The sequence below is a fragment of the Aquabacterium sp. genome (assembly GCF_029946005.1).
In the GTDB taxonomy this organism is placed as follows: Bacteria; Pseudomonadota; Gammaproteobacteria; order Burkholderiales; family Burkholderiaceae_C; genus Aquabacterium.
This window is the reverse complement of record NZ_JAQSDR010000036.1, coordinates 100,686-115,980: the sequence shown is the minus strand read 5'-3', so window position 1 is coordinate 115,980 and position 15,295 is coordinate 100,686. Positions and strand designations below refer to the sequence as shown.

Sequence of the window (15,295 nt, the reverse complement as noted above, 5' to 3'; positions counted from 1 at the left end):
GACCATGAAGACACTTTCCCTGACCCTGTTGGCCGCCACGGCCGCCCTGGCGGCCGCCGCCGTTCACGCTGAACCCGCCACTTACGCCATCGACCCCACGCACACCTTCGTGACCTTTGAGGCCAAGCACTTTGGCACGTCGACCAACCGGGGCCGCTTCGACAAGAAGTCCGGCAGCATCTCGCTGGACAAGGCCGCCAAGACTGGCAAGGTTGACATCACGCTGGAGACCGGCTCGATCAGTACCGGCACCGGCCCGTTTGACGGCCACCTCAAGAGCAAGGATTTCTTCAACGTCGAGGCCTTCCCCACCGCGACCTTCACGGGTGACAAGTTCACCTTCGACGGTGACAAGGTGACCTCGGTGGCCGGCACGCTGACGCTGCTGGGCAAGAGCCAGCCCGCCGTGCTGACGGCCAGCAACTATGGTTGCTACGAGAACCCCCGCCTCAAGCGCGAAGTGTGCGGCGGCGACTTTGAAACCACCATCCAGCGCAGTGCTTTCGGCATGAGCTACGGCGTGCCCGCCTTGCCCGACAACATCAAGCTGGTGATCCAGGTCGAAGCCGTCAAGCAGTGATGGTCAAGCCGTGAACGAAGGCTGACGCTCCGTGTGCAGGTGGGCCTTGAGCATCGCGCTCAGGTCTTCCTGCGTGAAGGGCTTGGCCAGGTGATCATCCATGCCCGCGGCCCGGCAGCGGTCGCGGTCTTGGCTCATCACATTGGCCGTCAGCGCGATCACCGGCAGGCTGGGGCGGCCTTGTTCCTGCTCCAGGCAGCGCAGGCGACGCGTGGCTTCGATGCCGTCCAGCACGGGCATCTGGCAGTCCATCAGGACCAGGTCGATGCCGTGGTGCGGTGGGGTCAGTATGGCCAGCGCTTGCTGACCATTCTCCACGTGCGTGACCTGCAGGCCCAGCTTGGTGAGGATGGCTTCGGCCACCAGGGCGTTGACCGGGTTGTCCTCGGCCAGCAGCACATGGCCACTGAAGCCCAGCTCGCTCAGGAGCGATGAAGGCCGCGTGGCCAGGAAGCGGGTCGGCTCGCTGTTGGTGACGCGGGGCAGCGGCACGTTCAAGGTGAACACCGAGCCTTGGCCGGCCGTGCTTTCGCAGACGATGTCGCCGTTCATGGCGCGGGCGATTTCCCGAGAGATCGTCAGGCCCAGGCCCGTGCCGCGGTGGCGGCGCACGAAGCTGCCATCGGCCTGGTGGAAGGCGTCGAACACCATGGTCTGCTGGTCGGGCGTGATGCCGATGCCGGTGTCTTCAATGCGGAAAACCACGCGTTTGGCGCAAGGGCTGTCGGGGCCTTCGCTCTCGCAATCGTGGCGTTGCACCGTCACGCGCACATGGCCCATGTCGGTGAACTTGATGGCGTTGCCCACCAGGTTGTGCAGCACCTGGCGCAAGCGCGCCGCGTCACCAAACACCATGCAGGGCGAGGGCAGTTGCACCTCTCGCCGCAAAGGCAGGCCTTTCTCGGCGGCGGTGACGGCCAGCAGCGACAGCACGTCGTCCACCACCGCGTGCAGGTCAAAAGGCGCCTGGTCAATCTGCAGCTTGCCGGCCTCGATGCGCGAGAAATCCAGCACGTCGCTGATGATGCCCAGCAGGTGCTCGCCCGAGCGTTCGATCAAAGCCAGGTGTTCGCGCGATTCGTTCAGCACGCCAGGGCGGGCCGGCAGCTTCTGGCTCACCAGCCGCGCCAGGCCCAGGATGCCGTGCAACGGCGTGCGCATCTCGTGGCTCATGGTGGCCAAAAACTGGTCTTTGACGGCGCTGTGGCGCTGGGCCAATTTGAGTGCCTCCGCACGCTCCTGCGCAATGCGATCGGTGGTGAAGCGCAGCCACAGCAGCTCGGTGATGCGACGGGCCGAACGTTCGCCTTCCATCAGCATCACTCCCATCAAAGTCAGCAAGCCGCAGCCCCCGAACAAACCATAGGCATCACCCCGGGTGAACAGCATCACGGCGCTGGGCAGCAGCAAAGTCACATTCAGGACGCGGTTGGGCCATGGGTCGGCTTGCAGTGCGAAGGTACAGATGGCGCTGGCGCCAATCAGCGAGCCCACGATGACGGCGGACACGTTCAGGTCGTTGACCGGCAGCAGCCAGGCACAGCCCACGCCCCAAGTGGCGCCGAACAGCCCGGACATCATCACCATCTTGTTGAGCCAGTGGGGGTGGTCGCGTTGCTGCGAGCGCACATAAGCGCGGTACAGGCCCAAGCGAAGGGCGGCGACGGCCAGGCAGGCCAGCGCCCAGACGCCAGCCCGTGGCCAGCCCACCTGCGCACCAATCAACGCGGCCAGGGAGACCGCGAACACACTGCTGACCAGTTCGACCGGCAGCGCGGCACCGAACAGCATCCGCACCCGTTCGGCTTCGATCAGGCGCTTGAGCTGAGGGTCGTCAGGGGTGACCCGCAAGGGGTCTGGCAAGAGCAGCATCGTCTATTTATCGTCCGGCGCGCGGGCGACTTGAGCTGATGCGGGGCAGCTTTACGCTTTTTGGCGCGCGGTGTTGAGTCGTTCACACACCCGCGTGGTGGCCAACTGGAAGGCCTGGAAGTTCATCCCGATTTGTTGGGTCAGGGGTTCGAGTTTTTGCCACATGGCTTCGGGGTCGGCGGCGCTGACAGGGTCGAGTAACAGGCCGTCCACGGCGGCGCCAATGGTCAACAGGCGCTGCACCTGCGGGCGTTCGTTGGCCCACGAGGCTGGGCCTTGCGGGCGGCAGCGCACGCCATCGGCCACCTCGCGGGACAGGCCCCACGATTGGCACAGGGCGGCGCCCAGCGCCGAGTGGCTGACGCCAAAGGCGGCAATCTCGGCTTCGGCCAGTTGTTCTTCGTTGGTGCTTTTGCTGTCCAGCGCCATGTAGCGCTGGTGGTCGTAGGCGATCAGCACGGCGCGGCCGCTTTCGGCGAACAGGCCGATGGTGTGGGCCAGCCATTGATCGACGTCCAGCTGGCGCGCGATGCTGCCCATGGCGAGACCACGGATGCCGGCGCGGTCCCAGATGGCCTGCAGCAGCGGCCCGGGCGGGAAGGCCCCGCGCAGCCCGATCTCATAAGTCAGGCCGGCCACTTGAGCGGTGCCCAGGTAGCGGATGCCCTCGTGCACGGTCTCGACCCGCTTGAGCAGGCCGAACAGCGCCGAGTTGACGGTACGCACCACCGCCGAGGACAAGGCCATGTCGTTTTCAATGACCTCGGCCAGTTGCTCGGTGGTGCAGTCTTCTTCGGCCATCAACAGCGATAGCTTGACCAGGGTGCTGGGACAAGCGGGCAGGTCAATGTTGAGGTTGCGCAGGGGGGATTCGATGGTCATGGCGGGGCACCTTTCACGACGCAGTCTATGCCTGCGCGCCACATCGTGAAAGGGGAATTGGCCCGCCTTCAGGCCGTATTCTTGATGCTCAGGCGCGCGCGGGCCAGCCGTGTGGTCGGTGGGGTCAAGCCCTGGCTGCGACGGTACTCGCTGGGTGCCATGCCTTTCCAGCGGCGGAAAGCCTCGATGAAGGTGGTGACGTCGGCGTAACCCAGGCGCTCGGCGATCTCGCTGTGGGTGAGGCTGGCGGTGGCCATCAACTCTTCGGTGAGGGTGCGGCGCACTTCTTCCAGCAAACCCCGGAAGGTGGCGCCTTCGGCCGTCAGGTGGCGGCGCAGGGTGCGCGAGGTCATGTTCATTTCCTCGGCCACTTTTTCCATGTCGGGGATGTGGCCGGGCGTGCGCAGCAGGCGGTCGCGCACATTGGCGGCCACGCCGGTGCGGGCATGGCGGCTTTCCATCAGGTTGCGGCACATTTGCTCGCACAGGTGGGCGGTGTGCGGGTCGGCCTGCGGCAGGGGCAGGTCCATCAGGCTGGCGTCAAAAATGTTGCGCTCGTGCGGCATGTTGAAGGTGGGGCGCACGCCGAACAGCGCGGTGTAGGCGGCCACGACCTCTGGGGCCGGTTCGGGGCACTTCATCTGCACGTCGCGGTAGGGCAGCGGCGCACCCAGGATCTCGCGTTGCAGGGTGACGATGGCGGCGCGGTCGCGGTCGATGATGAACTGGCGCACGTCGGGCGGCAGGTGGTCGGTCTGGAAGGTGGAGGTGATGATGTCGCCCTGGCGCTCGATCACGTTGGTGGTGAGCGAGAAGGTCAGGTTCAGCATGCGCGAGGCCATCGACACGGCGGCGCCCAGGTTGGGGCTGCTCATGACGGCGTAGCCCCACAGGCCATAAGTGGTGACGTGGTAGCGGCAACCGGCGTGGATGCCCAGCTCGCTGGCGTGATTCAGCTCGGTGCTCAGGTTACGGATCAGCTGCACCTCTTGCAGTGCTTCAATCTCGGCCTTGGGGTCGTCCAGCTGGGCCCGGGTGATGCCGGTGTGGCGCAGCATGGCGTCCACACTGACGCCGCGTTCATAGCCCAGTTGCGTGAGGACGCGAGCAGTGGCGATGCCTCGGCGGAAATCCCAGATCGTGGGCTTGGAACTCATGCGCTACTTTCATCGGTTGTTCATTGACGTTACAAATTATGTCCGCCAATACCAATGGAGATGTCCGCACTTCTGTATGGCCTGGCCAAAAGCGTGGTTATTCAACGGCGCAATATCACGAAATGCCTTGAGGGTCCCGCCACGGGGAGAGGCGGTTCAATCCTTGCGCTTGGCTCGGGGGTGGGCGGCGTCGTACACCTTGGCCAGGTGTTGGTAGTCCAGCTTGGTGTAGACCTGGGTGGTGGTGATGTGGGCATGACCCAGCAACTCTTGCACGGCCCGCAGATCACCGCTGGATTGCAGCAGGTGGCTGGCGAAGCTGTGGCGCAGCATGTGCGGGTGCACATGCGTGGGCAGGCCCGCGTCAATGGCCATCTGCTTGAGGCGGTTGCGCAATTGCACGGCGGTCAGGCGGCGGCCCAAGCGGCTGACGAACAGGGCGGCCTCGCCCGGGGCGGCCAGGGCGGTGCGCAGTTCAAGCCAGGCGTCGAGGGCTTTCAAGGCCTGGGTGCCCACGGGCACGGTGCGGCGCTTGCTGCCCTTGCCCAGCACGTGGGCCTCGGCGCCAGCGCGGTCCAGCCAGCCCAGGGCTTGTGGGCTGGCAGTCACGTCCAGTCCCAGCAATTCGGCGCTGCGCAGGCCGCTGCCGTACAGCAGCTCGACCATGCAGTGGTCGCGCGCGGCCAGCCACGGGGCTTCGCGCGCATCGCGGCTGCGGGGCGGTGGGGCCTTGGGGGCCGCTTCGGTGGACAAGGCCACGGCTTGCTCTACCGACAGGGCCTTGGGCAGGGGCTTGGGGCCTTTGGGCGCGCGCACGCCTTCCACCGGGTTGAGGGTGGCCAGGCCTTCGCGGCCCATCCAGCGGAACAGGCCGCGCCAGGCCGACAAGGTGATGGCGATGCTGCGGGGGCCCAGCCCCGAGGCGTGCAGCCGGGCGGCCCAGCCGCGCACGTGGTGCGGTTTGACGGCGGGCAGGCTCAAGGCTTCTTTGGTGCAGAAGGCGTCCAGCCGCTTGAAGGCGTCCTGGTACATGGCCAGCGTGCGCTCGGCCAGGCGGCGTTGTACGCGCAGGTGCTCCAGGTGGCGCTGGACCAGGGCGGGCGTTGATGCAGACGATGGCATGTCCCATTGTCGGGGCAAGCGCAGCTCTGGCTCAAACCCGGCGACGGCACGGCCAGCTGGGCGCGTCAGGCGCCCAAGTCGTCCAGGAACTCGACGGTGCCGGTTTCCAGCGAGTACTCCGCGCCGACCACGGCCAGGCTGCCTTGCTGGATGAGTTGTTCGAGCAGTTCGGAGCCGTGGCGCAACTGGTTGACCGAAGCACGCACATTGGCCCGCACGGCGTGGTGCACCAACTGGCCCATGTCGTGCCGAAGTTCGGTGGCCAAAAGGCCTTCGACCGAAGGCTTCACGCGGTTGACGATGGAGTGCAGGTTGCGCGATGAGGCGCTGCCGGTGGGGTTTTGCAGCGCTTCGATGGTGGCGATGATGGCACCGCAGCCCGAATGCCCCAGCACCACCACCAGCGGCGTGCCAAAGCGCGAGGCCGCGAACTCCACGCTGCCCACCTGCGAAGGCGCCACGACATTGCCCGCCACGCGGATCACGAACAGGTCGCCCAGCCCTTGGTCGAACACCAGTTCGGCCGGCACGCGTGCATCCGAGCAACCCAGGATGATGGCCACCGGGTTCTGCGGCTGGCCCAGCTCGATGGGCTTGGTGGGGCCCAGCAAGGGCTGGCCGGACTGGATGCTGGCCACGAAGCGTTGGTTGCCTTCACGCAGCCGCGCCAGGGCTTCTTGGGCGGTCGAGCTCATCCCAGCAACCTCGCCAGGGCCGCGCTGGCGGTCTCGCCCACCTGCTGCAAAAAGTCCACGCCCATGTCGGCCGTGTAGCGGGTGGGGTCGGGCGAGCCCAGCACCAGCAGGCCGTAGGTCTGGCCCAGGTGGTGCAGCGGGATCATGGCCAGCGAGGTGATGGTGCTGGCGTCGGGCATCCACTTCGAGGCTTCGAAACCTGCGTTGACGCCGCAGTAGGGCAGGCTCAAGCTGGCGGCAAAGCTGCGCACGTCGTCGCTCACGGCTTGGGCAGTGGGCAACTCGCGCAGGGCTTCGCGCACGGGCACGGTGGGCGTGTCCCAGATGCGCACGGCGGCCTGGGGGATCAGGAACTCGCGCTGCAGTTCGGCCAGCATGACATCGGGCAGGGCGCTGTCATCGTGGGTGATCAGCACGGAGCGCACCCAGTGGTGCAGGCGCTGGGCGATGGCCTCGTTCTCCTGGCTGTGGCGGATCATCTCCATGATCCGACGCTCCAGGCCTTTGTTCTTGTCGCGCAGCATTTCCATCTGGCGCTCTTGCAGCGACACCGCGCGCAGGCCGTGCGGGCTGGTCAACTGCACGCTGGACAGCAACTGGGCGTGGCGCTCAAAGAAGCCGGGCGTGTGCACCAGGTAATTGGCGATGTCGTCTTCGGTGATGCCTTGCAGGGGTGTCGTCATGGTGGCGTGTGGTTTGGTTTGAGTCGGCGCTTCAAAGCGCGGGCACGTCGATTTCGCCGTCGAAGACGGTGGCGGCCGGGCCGGTCATCAGCACGGGGTGGCCGATGCCCGCCCATTGGATGGTCAACAGGCCGCCGCGCGTTTCAACGTCCACGGTGGCGTCCAGCCAGCCCAGGCGGATGCCGGCGACCACGGCGGCGCAGGCGCCCGAACCGCAGGCCAGGGTCTCGCCCGAACCGCGCTCGTACACGCGAAGCTTGATGTGCGAGCGGCCGACCAGTTGCATGAAGCCCGCGTTGACGCGGCGCGGGAAGCGTTCGTGGCCTTCGATCTGAGGGCCGATCTCGCCCACGGGCGCGTGGTCGACATCGTCCACGCGAAGCACCGAGTGGGGATTGCCCATGGACACCACGGCCACGTCGACCGGGTAGTCGGCCAAAGGCAGGGGCCACAGCTCGCAGCCGTTGACCAGCTTGGGCGTGAGGCCGACGCTGTTGAAGGGCACCTGGTCGGGTTGCAGCACCGGCTGGCCCATGTCCACGGTGACGCGGCCGTCGTCTTGCAACTGCGGCTCGATCACACCCATCATGGTCTGCACGCGCAGCTTCGTCTTGCTGGTGAGCTGGTGGTCGTGCACATAGCGCGCGAAGCAGCGGGCACCGTTGCCGCATTGCTCGACCTCGCCGCCATCGGCGTTCATGATGCGGTAGGTGAAGTCGGTGTTTTGCTCGGCTGAGCCGGGCTCGACGATCAGGATCTGGTCGGCCCCGATGCCGAAACGGCGGTCGGCCAGAAAACGGTATTGGGCCGCGCTCAGTGGCAGCGGCCCCCGGGTGGCGTCGAGCACGATGAAATCGTTGCCCGCGCCGTGCATTTTGGTAAAGCGCAGCTTCATGGGCGCGATTATCCGCCGCGCCGGGCCTTGTGCGCGTCAGGCGGGCCGAATGTCCACCTGGAAGCGTGCCACGGCGTCGTTCAGGCCCTGGGCCTGCTGGCGCAAGCTGTCGGCGGCCGCCGCCGATTGTTCGACCAGGGCGGCGTTCTGCTGCGTCATCTGGTCGAGCTGGCTCACCGATTCGCCCACGTGGCTGATGCCCAGGGATTGCTGGTGTGTGGCGTCGGCGATCTCGCCCATGGCTTGGGTGACGCGGCGGATCGCGTCCACGATTTCGACCATCACATTGCCGGCGTCCTTCACGCGCTTGGAGCCCACCTCCACGCGGTCCACCGACTGGCCAATCAGGCCCTTGATCTCCTTGGCGGCATCGGCGCTGCGCTTGGCCAGCAGACGCACTTCGCTGGCCACCACGGCAAAGCCACGGCCTTGCTCGCCAGCGCGGGCGGCTTCCACCGCCGCGTTCAGCGCCAGGATGTTGGTCTGGAAGGCGATGCCATCGATCACACCGATGATGTCGCTGATCTGCTGCGAGGCCTTGCTGATGTCGGCCATTTGCAGCACCACGCTGTCGACCACCAGGCCGCCTTGCTCGGCGCGCTGGCAGGCCGTGTCGGCGAGGGTGTTGGCCACGTTGGCCGACTGCGCTGACTGCGCCACGGTGGTGCTGAGCTGGTCCATGGACGAGGCCGTCTGCTGCAGGTTGGAGGCGGCCTGCTCGGTGCGGTCGGACAGGTCCTGGTTGCCGGCGGCGATTTCGGTGCTGGCCACCAGCATGTTCTGGGATGACTGGCGCACCGAGGCCACCATGGTGCGCAGCGAGCCCTGCATGTCCTTCATGCACAGCATCAGGCGGGCGATTTCGTCATGGCCACGCGGGTTGATCTCTTGCGTCAGGTCACCCTGGGCAATGGCCTGGGTGTGCGCTTCGGCGCGCTTGAGCGGACCGGTGACCGAGGCGATGGTCAGGCCCATCAGCGGCAGAAAAATCACGCCAGGCGACAGCAGCAGTGCCCAAAGCGACAGGATGGCGTTGTTGGCGCTGCTGGTGACTTTGGCGCGGCGAGCTTGGGCGAGCTTTTCGATGTCCAGGTTGAGCTGGGCCACGATGGCATCCACCGCATCGCCCTCAGTGCGCTGCGGTTCGCTGGACTGGAAGGCCTCGGCCGGCGAGGTGATGGCCGAGGCGTTGATCAACTCCAGCGTGGGCGCCAGGCCCTTGCCGTAGCTTTGCAGCTTGGCTTCCACCGATTTGACTTGGTCGGCGATGGTGGCGTTGGGGGCCACCTTGGCCAGCTCTTGCGTGGCCTTGAGTGTGGTGGCCAGCGAGGTCTGCCAAGCCTTGATGTGGGTGGAGGCCGAGACCGAATCGCCCGTGTTGATGATGGCCGATTTCTCGAAGCCGCGCAGTTGGCCCAATTGCAGGGCCAGGGTGCTCATGCGCTGCGTGGCCGAGAACTCTTGGGTGGCAAAGGCGTCGAACTCGCCGCGCAGTTGCGACAACTGCCAGGAGGTGCCTGCGCCCACGATCAGGCCGATCACCACGACCAGGGCCATGCAGGCCAGCAGGCGGGCGCGGATGGAAAAGCCACGCAAGAAGGTGATCCAAGATGCCATCTTTTTTGTCTCCGAGAATGCAAACGTATCGTCATTGCATTTCGGCTGAAACAAGGCCGGACTTGAGGGGGCTGCGGTTTCGCTATTGACGCCAAGCTCCGCCATGCGGGTCCCATTGGCCCTTGGCCCCCTCCGGCAGCGCGAGGCTGGCGATCACGGGGCCGAAGAAGCGCCGCAACTCTGCTTGCAGATCGGCGAAGGGCGGCGGTTGCAGGGTCGGAGGATTTCTGCGCAGGAATCCACTCCAAAGCCCTCGCTCCTCGGCGACCCTTGCGAACTCATCGGTCAGACCCATCGGCATGTCGGTGGGCATGGCGGTCTCGCGGCGTCGGATCGTGCCTTCGACCGCTTCGACAAGGGTGGGTAAATCAAACGAGAACGTGCGGGTCGTGACCCACAGGTCATGAAAATCCTTGATTCTTCCGTTCATCATCCCAAAGCGGATCATCGCCTCAAGTTTCTCGGCCACCACCGTCTCAGGTGGGTACATCAGGATGTGCGCAGCAGGAAGATCAGGCAAAAGGCAGGGGAAGGTCTGGCGTGTCGGTTGCGGGTAGACATGGTCGCCAAACCCAATGTCCACCTGTACGTGGATGATTGCCCTGGCCAACTCGCCCTTGAGAGTCAACTGGACGCCCTGATACTTGTCGGCTTCGCGCGCTGGCTCGACCTTCAAGGTAGCCGGGTCGAAGGTGATGCCGTCGGTGGGGACCTCTGCCAGGCAGATGCGTGTGAAAAGTTCAGTGATGGCGGCAGGGTCCGGATCGCCCTGGCCAAGCATGTCGAGGTCGCCGGTAGGTCGGAAGGCGTGCTCGGGCCAGGTCACAAACAGCATGGCGCCCTTGAGTACATAGCGCTCAGCTGCGGCTGTTTGGCTGAGCCGGAACAACAAACGCTCGATGGCGTAGCGCGTCAAAATCCGCTGGTAATCGGCGCCGTGCCGCCTGGCGTAATCCAGCAGCCTTGCCCGGATGGATGCTGCCGAGTTGTTGATCGCCTTGGCCGTCATTGCATGGCCTTGATGCAGGGCCCCATCCGATGCGCGACCCGGTTCAGGGCCGCGTATTCCATCAGCTCGCTCACCGTGGTTTTTCTTTGCCGCAGTGCGTCTCGGAGTGACTCTATGGCGACGTCTTCGCCGACGTGGCGAAGATGCTTGAAGCAGTCCGCAACCGTTTTCGCCACACTGTAGATGGGCACGTCAACGCCTTCTATGCGGACGTGTTCAACGCCTGCAGTCAGGACATCGCCAGTCGCTCGAACGATTTCAAGCTTTGGCCCCCGGAGGTTCGGCGTCCTGGCCTTGTGGGGAATGGTCATCCACACTGCGTGCGGCAGCTGGGTTGTCAATTCGTGATGGCGAAGGGCGCTGACCAGGCTGATGACGCCGCTCGGGACCAGGCGAGCGGCGTGAGCGAAATCGTGGGCGACATCCTCCCCTGCACGTACTGGATCTTGGTAGAGGCCGCGACCAAGGCGAACCAGGTCGCCTGCATCGGTCAGGCGTTTCAGATAGACCAACGGGATGCCTGCGGCCTTGAAGTCGCGCGCTCGCGCCATGCCCAGGTCTCGGGTGAGGCTAAGTGCCCGCTCTCGATGGGTGATGTGACGTTCGCTCATGCTGTTATCTATTGTCGGCATATTTTATAACTTGTCAACAAAATAGAACCATTGCGAAATTAAAGCGGATGTCATATATTTTATATGACCATGATGGAGCTCAATCCCCCCTCCGACCTCACGCCCAAACATGTCCGGGCCGCCCGAGCGCTTCTGGCGTGGTCCCAGCAGGACCTTGCGAAGGCGGCTGGCGTGGCCACGTCCACCGTGGCCGACTTTGAGCGAGGCCAGAGAACCCCGGTTGCCAACAATGCGCAGGCCATTCGAGGCACCTTGGAGGGCGCTGGCATTCGCTTTCTTGCCACTGGCGCTGTGATTGGGCCTGCGGTGCCGCGCATCGCGCCAGTCGGGCGTCCCGGTGCGCCAGTCCGCTGGGTGAGTGCCCAGGATCTGTCGAATTGGGCGGATCGAACCGACGGCGCTTTCAGCCTGCCAACCCTCATTGCCTATTTGATCAGCGCCACGCATGGCCCGGGTGCCAAGTTGCGTTTTCCTTCCGACGAGGGGGTGCGTCACGCAGGGTGGGACGGCACCACTTCGACCGAGACTGGTAGCGCCTATGTGCCGCACGGTGATGCAGGCTGGGAGCTCGGGAGCCAGCGCGAGAAGATTGTGCAGAAGGCAGACGCGGATTATCAGAAGCGAACGGACAAGCCCGCCCCGCTCCAGCCCGGCAATGCCACCTACGTGTTCATCACCCTTCGTCATTGGCCCGGCAAAGATGACTGGGCCAAGGCGCGCCAGGCTGAAGGTGTCTGGCGAGAAGTCCGTGCTTACGACGCCAACGACCTCGTTCACTGGATCGAACAAGCTCCCGCAGTGGGGCTCTGGCTGGCAAATCGCCTGGGGAAGCGCCCGGATGGGATCAGGGAACTCGACAACCTCTGGGAAGAATGGTCGCGCGCCACCCAATGGCCGTTGACGGCGGACCTGGTTCTCAGTGACCGGGACCAGGACGCCGCCGAGGTGCTGCGCTGGTTGCGCGGCGAGCCGTCTGTGCTCTCCTTGCAGGCGACCACGACGGATGAGGTTGCCGCGTTCTTTCACGCCACCCTCGGCGAGTTGCCAGAAGACCTGGCCGCCAGCTATCGGGCCCGCTGCCTTGTGGCGACCACCGCCGTCAGCGCCCGGGCTTTGGCGAATGTGCCCGCGCCGCTGGTCCTGCTTTTGACCGAACCCGAGCCCGGTCTGGCCCAGACGTTGACGACGCATGGCCACCATGTACTCCAGGCTTATGACGACCAGCCATGCGCCCACGGACCAGTCCGCATCCTCGCCCAGCCCTCACGAGAGGGGATCGCCAGCGCCCTGATGGTTGCTGGGATCGCCGAGCCTCGTGCTCAGGCCCTTGCGCGCGATTGCGCTCGCAATTTGGCGGTCCTCCGTCGTCTTGCCCCGGGGGCGCCAGGGCGCTTGCCTCAATGGGCACAAGAGACCCCGCCCCGCGCTTTGCTGGCCGCGTTGCTCGCGGGCGGCTGGGACGAGGATGTGGCTGCAGACAAGGCGCGGCTCTCCGAGATCGCCGATCAACCATACGAGGCCATCGTTGCTGCCCTGACCGCTTATGTGGGCGTTCTGGACAGCCCATTGCAGAAGATCGGATCAAGCTGGCGCATGGCGTCACCATGGGATGCGTGGCACCTGCTTGCGCCGTACCTCACAAGCGCTGACCTTGCGCGCTTTGAGGCTGCTGCGCATGCCGTGCTCGGATCAGCCGACCCACGTTTCGAGATGGAGCCTGGCGAACGCTGGATGGCGGCCGTGCGTGGCGTCCATCAGGCGTATTCAGGCACGCTGCGCCATGGCATCGGGCTGGTACTGATCCTGCTGGCCTTGTGGGGGGACAAGATCCGCACCGTGTCCGACGCCAAGAAGCGCGCCGACGCCATTGTCGAGAAGTTGTTGCGGGATGCCGACCCACAAAGGTGGTGGTCCCTTTCCAGCGATTTCCGGTTGCTGGCCGAGGCCTCACCGGGGGCGTTCCTGAGTGCCATCGAGGACAGCCTGGATCAAGGTGATCCACCCATCCGCGCATTGTTCGGCGCCGACGAAGGGGGTGTGTTTGGCGCCGAACACCTGTCAGATTTGCTGTGGGCGCTGGAGTCCCTGGCCTGGTCGCCCGAACTGATGCCGCGCGTGAGCCATGTCCTGGCGCGCCTCGACACCATCGACAACCCGCCGGGCCGGTACGCAAACCGGCCTGCCAACAGCCTTCGCGTCATTCACCTTCTTTGGAGTCCTCAAACCTACGCCACGCTTGACCAACGCCTTCGTGCGCTCGACCTGCTCCGAAAGCGAGAGCCCCATGCCGCGTGGAAGCTGATGCTCGGCGTTCTACCGCGTGACCACGACTCATCTACGCCTTCGCCCCGTCCCCGATGGCGAGACTTCTCGGTCGACAAGGTCGAAACTGCAACCTGGGCGCTGATTGGTCGCGGCGCGGTTTCCATCACCGAGCGGCTGCTCGCGGACGTGGGCGTGAACGCTGAGCGATGGTCGCTTCTGCTCGATCGGCTGGACAATCTGGCGCCAGGTCCAGGCGCCGGGCTCGCGGTGCTGGAGGCAGCAGAACCCAAGATCACCCATCAAGCTGATCGCGCGATGCTCTGGGCGAGCACACGCCGTGTGCTGCACCACCATCGGCAGTTTCCGGATGCCGAATGGGCCATGCCTGCTGATGTGCTTGATCGTTTGGACACGATTCACGAGCGCTTTGCACCCCTTGATCCCCTTGAACGCACAGCCTGGCTGTTCGAGCCCTCCGCCGCGCTGCCCAAACCATCGACAGAGGGCTGGCAAGCCATGGAGCGCGACGTCGCTGCTGCCAGGCAGCAGGCTGCGCAAGCGTTGTTCACACAGGGCGGCATGAGCGCCATCCTGGCGCTCGCGCGGCTGGTCAGCACGCCAGGGCTCATCGGTCAGGCGCTTTACGACAGCGGCCTATTGGCGCCGGATGTCGATGCACTCCTGGAGGCAACGCTGCGCAGCGGCAACGATCAAGAGCGAGACGTCGGCCACGGCCTGATCTTCCCTGTCTTTCGTGATCGAAAGGAAGCATGGGCCGCCGCTTTGATCGCCAAGGCAAAGAACGAGGCGTGGGGTGACGTCGCGCTGTTGACCATCCTCAGGGCGCTACCGGTACAACGCTGGACATGGGATCAGGTGGCGCAGGCTGGCGAGCGCATCGAGGACAGCTACTGGCGTCGAGTACCGGTGTTCTGGATGAGCGACGACAGCGGCGATGTTTCGTTTGCCATCCGCCAGCTCATCTCCGTTGGACGCGCCCGTCATGCTCTGCCGCTGGCGTCGCGCGCCAGAAAAGTCCATCTGCCGTCGGATTTGCTCATAGAAGTGCTGCGCGAGGCGGCGCAGCAACCTATCACAGCCGACGGTGATGCGAACGATGCAACCATGTTCCAACACTATTCCACGGAGATTTTCCAGCTGCTCGACGAGCGGGGCGACGTGGATCAGGACACGTTGATCGCACTCGAATGGGCCTATCTGCCCGTGCTCGAGTATTCACCCCGGCCGGCCAAAGTGTTGCTGAAGGCGCTGTCGGAAAAGCCTGCATTGTTTGTGGAGATGCTCAGTGTGGTGTTCAAGGCCAGTGAAGAAAGCGGCGTCGTTGACGCCGAACCCGAAAACCCAGAGCACGCTCGCGCCGTCGCTGAGCGAGCCTATCAACTGCTGGATCTCTGGAACCGCCTGCCTGGCACTCGTGATGACGGCACGATCGATGGCCAGATACTGGAAGCTTGGATCAAGGAGGCTCGTGCGCTGGCGAAGACCGTCGGACGCGAAGACATTGCCAACGACAGGATAGGGCAAATGCTGTCAGCCTCTCCACTCGGGGTGGACGGCAACTGGCCGGCTGAAGCGGTGCGCGACGTGATCGATTTGTTTCGCAACAAACCGATGATCGAAGGCTTCCGCATCGGCAAGAGCAATCGGCGTGGTGTCACGGCGCGGATGCCCCGGGATGGCGGCGCTCTTGAGCGCCACGAGTCTGCAACGTACCGCAACTGGGCGAAGGCCATTGAGTACGACCACCCGCACACAGCCAAGGCTTTGAGCATGCTGGCGGACAGCTACGAGGAGCAGGTGGGCGGCGAAGACGAAAGGGCCGAGCGGCTGGACTGGAGGTTTTAGATCGGTCAGCACCTGTGGCC

Annotated in this window: 12 protein-coding genes; 2 read left to right on the top strand and 10 right to left on the bottom strand. The window is 65.0% G+C overall.

Features of this window, described 5'->3' with window-relative positions; genetic code table 11:
* Positions 1-4: 4 nt before the first annotated feature.
* A complete protein-coding gene (locus PSV38_RS17400; protein WP_300549634.1) occupies positions 5-580 on the top strand; it encodes a YceI family protein in 576 nt (191 codons plus the stop codon).
* 3 nt (positions 581-583) lie between these two features.
* Here PSV38_RS17400 and PSV38_RS17395 read toward each other — a convergent pair whose 3' ends face one another.
* From PSV38_RS17395 to PSV38_RS17350, 10 genes are all read right to left on the bottom strand, one after another.
* Positions 584-2,452: an ATP-binding protein gene (locus PSV38_RS17395; RefSeq protein WP_300549631.1), complete on the bottom strand. Its 1,869-nt coding sequence runs from the start codon at positions 2,450-2,452 to the stop codon at positions 584-586.
* 51 nt (positions 2,453-2,503) lie between these two features.
* Positions 2,504-3,334, bottom strand: a complete 831-nt coding sequence (locus tag PSV38_RS17390; RefSeq protein ID WP_300549628.1) for an HDOD domain-containing protein — start codon at positions 3,332-3,334, stop codon at positions 2,504-2,506.
* Positions 3,335-3,402: 68 nt separating this feature from the next.
* Entirely contained in the window at positions 3,403-4,491 is a 1,089-nt protein-coding gene (locus PSV38_RS17385) for an AraC family transcriptional regulator (RefSeq protein WP_300549626.1), read from the bottom strand.
* Between the two features lie 156 nt (positions 4,492-4,647).
* Positions 4,648-5,613, bottom strand: a complete 966-nt coding sequence (locus PSV38_RS17380) for a tyrosine recombinase XerC (RefSeq protein ID WP_300549624.1) — start codon at positions 5,611-5,613, stop codon at positions 4,648-4,650.
* A 65-nt stretch (positions 5,614-5,678) separates the two neighbouring features.
* A complete protein-coding gene (locus PSV38_RS17375) occupies positions 5,679-6,308 on the bottom strand; it encodes a carbonic anhydrase (RefSeq protein ID WP_300549622.1) in 630 nt (209 codons plus the stop codon).
* Positions 6,305-6,991, bottom strand: coding sequence for a DUF484 family protein (locus PSV38_RS17370; RefSeq protein WP_300549620.1), 687 nt, complete (start codon positions 6,989-6,991; stop codon positions 6,305-6,307). Before PSV38_RS17370 ends, PSV38_RS17375 begins: the two co-directional genes overlap by 4 nt.
* Positions 6,992-7,022: 31 nt before the next feature.
* A complete protein-coding gene (dapF, locus tag PSV38_RS17365; RefSeq protein ID WP_300549619.1) occupies positions 7,023-7,886 on the bottom strand; it encodes a diaminopimelate epimerase in 864 nt (287 codons plus the stop codon).
* Positions 7,887-7,922: 36 nt separating this feature from the next.
* Entirely contained in the window at positions 7,923-9,503 is a 1,581-nt protein-coding gene (locus tag PSV38_RS17360; protein ID WP_300549617.1) for a methyl-accepting chemotaxis protein, read from the bottom strand.
* 82 nt (positions 9,504-9,585) lie between these two features.
* Positions 9,586-10,512, bottom strand: coding sequence for a nucleotidyl transferase AbiEii/AbiGii toxin family protein (locus PSV38_RS17355; protein WP_300549616.1), 927 nt, complete (start codon positions 10,510-10,512; stop codon positions 9,586-9,588).
* The gene (locus PSV38_RS17350) at positions 10,509-11,123 is read right to left on the bottom strand and encodes a type IV toxin-antitoxin system AbiEi family antitoxin domain-containing protein (protein ID WP_300549614.1); all 615 of its coding nucleotides are present in this window, start codon (positions 11,121-11,123) and stop codon (positions 10,509-10,511) included. The genes PSV38_RS17355 and PSV38_RS17350 overlap by 4 nt, the downstream gene beginning before the upstream one ends.
* Before the next feature lie 84 nt (positions 11,124-11,207).
* Here PSV38_RS17350 and PSV38_RS17345 point away from each other — a divergent pair, with 84 nt between their 5' ends.
* Positions 11,208-15,275 carry a helix-turn-helix transcriptional regulator gene (locus PSV38_RS17345; protein ID WP_366526669.1) on the top strand — a complete coding sequence of 1,356 codons (4,068 nt, stop codon included), beginning with the start codon at positions 11,208-11,210 and terminating at the stop codon, positions 15,273-15,275.
* Positions 15,276-15,295: the final 20 nt, after the last annotated feature.

Coding starts and splice junctions, on each gene's coding strand:
- PSV38_RS17400 (WP_300549634.1), top strand. CDS start 5: ATGAAGACACTTTCCCTGACCCTGTTGGCCGCCACGGCCGCCCTGGCG.
- PSV38_RS17395 (WP_300549631.1), bottom strand. CDS start 2,452: ATGCTGCTCTTGCCAGACCCCTTGCGGGTCACCCCTGACGACCCTCAG.
- PSV38_RS17390 (WP_300549628.1), bottom strand. CDS start 3,334: ATGACCATCGAATCCCCCCTGCGCAACCTCAACATTGACCTGCCCGCT.
- PSV38_RS17385 (WP_300549626.1), bottom strand. CDS start 4,491: ATGAGTTCCAAGCCCACGATCTGGGATTTCCGCCGAGGCATCGCCACT.
- PSV38_RS17380 (WP_300549624.1), bottom strand. CDS start 5,613: ATGCCATCGTCTGCATCAACGCCCGCCCTGGTCCAGCGCCACCTGGAG.
- PSV38_RS17375 (WP_300549622.1), bottom strand. CDS start 6,308: ATGAGCTCGACCGCCCAAGAAGCCCTGGCGCGGCTGCGTGAAGGCAAC.
- PSV38_RS17370 (WP_300549620.1), bottom strand. CDS start 6,991: ATGACGACACCCCTGCAAGGCATCACCGAAGACGACATCGCCAATTAC.
- dapF (WP_300549619.1), bottom strand. CDS start 7,886: ATGAAGCTGCGCTTTACCAAAATGCACGGCGCGGGCAACGATTTCATC.
- PSV38_RS17360 (WP_300549617.1), bottom strand. CDS start 9,503: ATGGCATCTTGGATCACCTTCTTGCGTGGCTTTTCCATCCGCGCCCGC.
- PSV38_RS17355 (WP_300549616.1), bottom strand. CDS start 10,512: ATGACGGCCAAGGCGATCAACAACTCGGCAGCATCCATCCGGGCAAGG.
- PSV38_RS17350 (WP_300549614.1), bottom strand. CDS start 11,123: ATGAGCGAACGTCACATCACCCATCGAGAGCGGGCACTTAGCCTCACC.
- PSV38_RS17345 (WP_366526669.1), top strand. CDS start 11,208: ATGACCATGATGGAGCTCAATCCCCCCTCCGACCTCACGCCCAAACAT.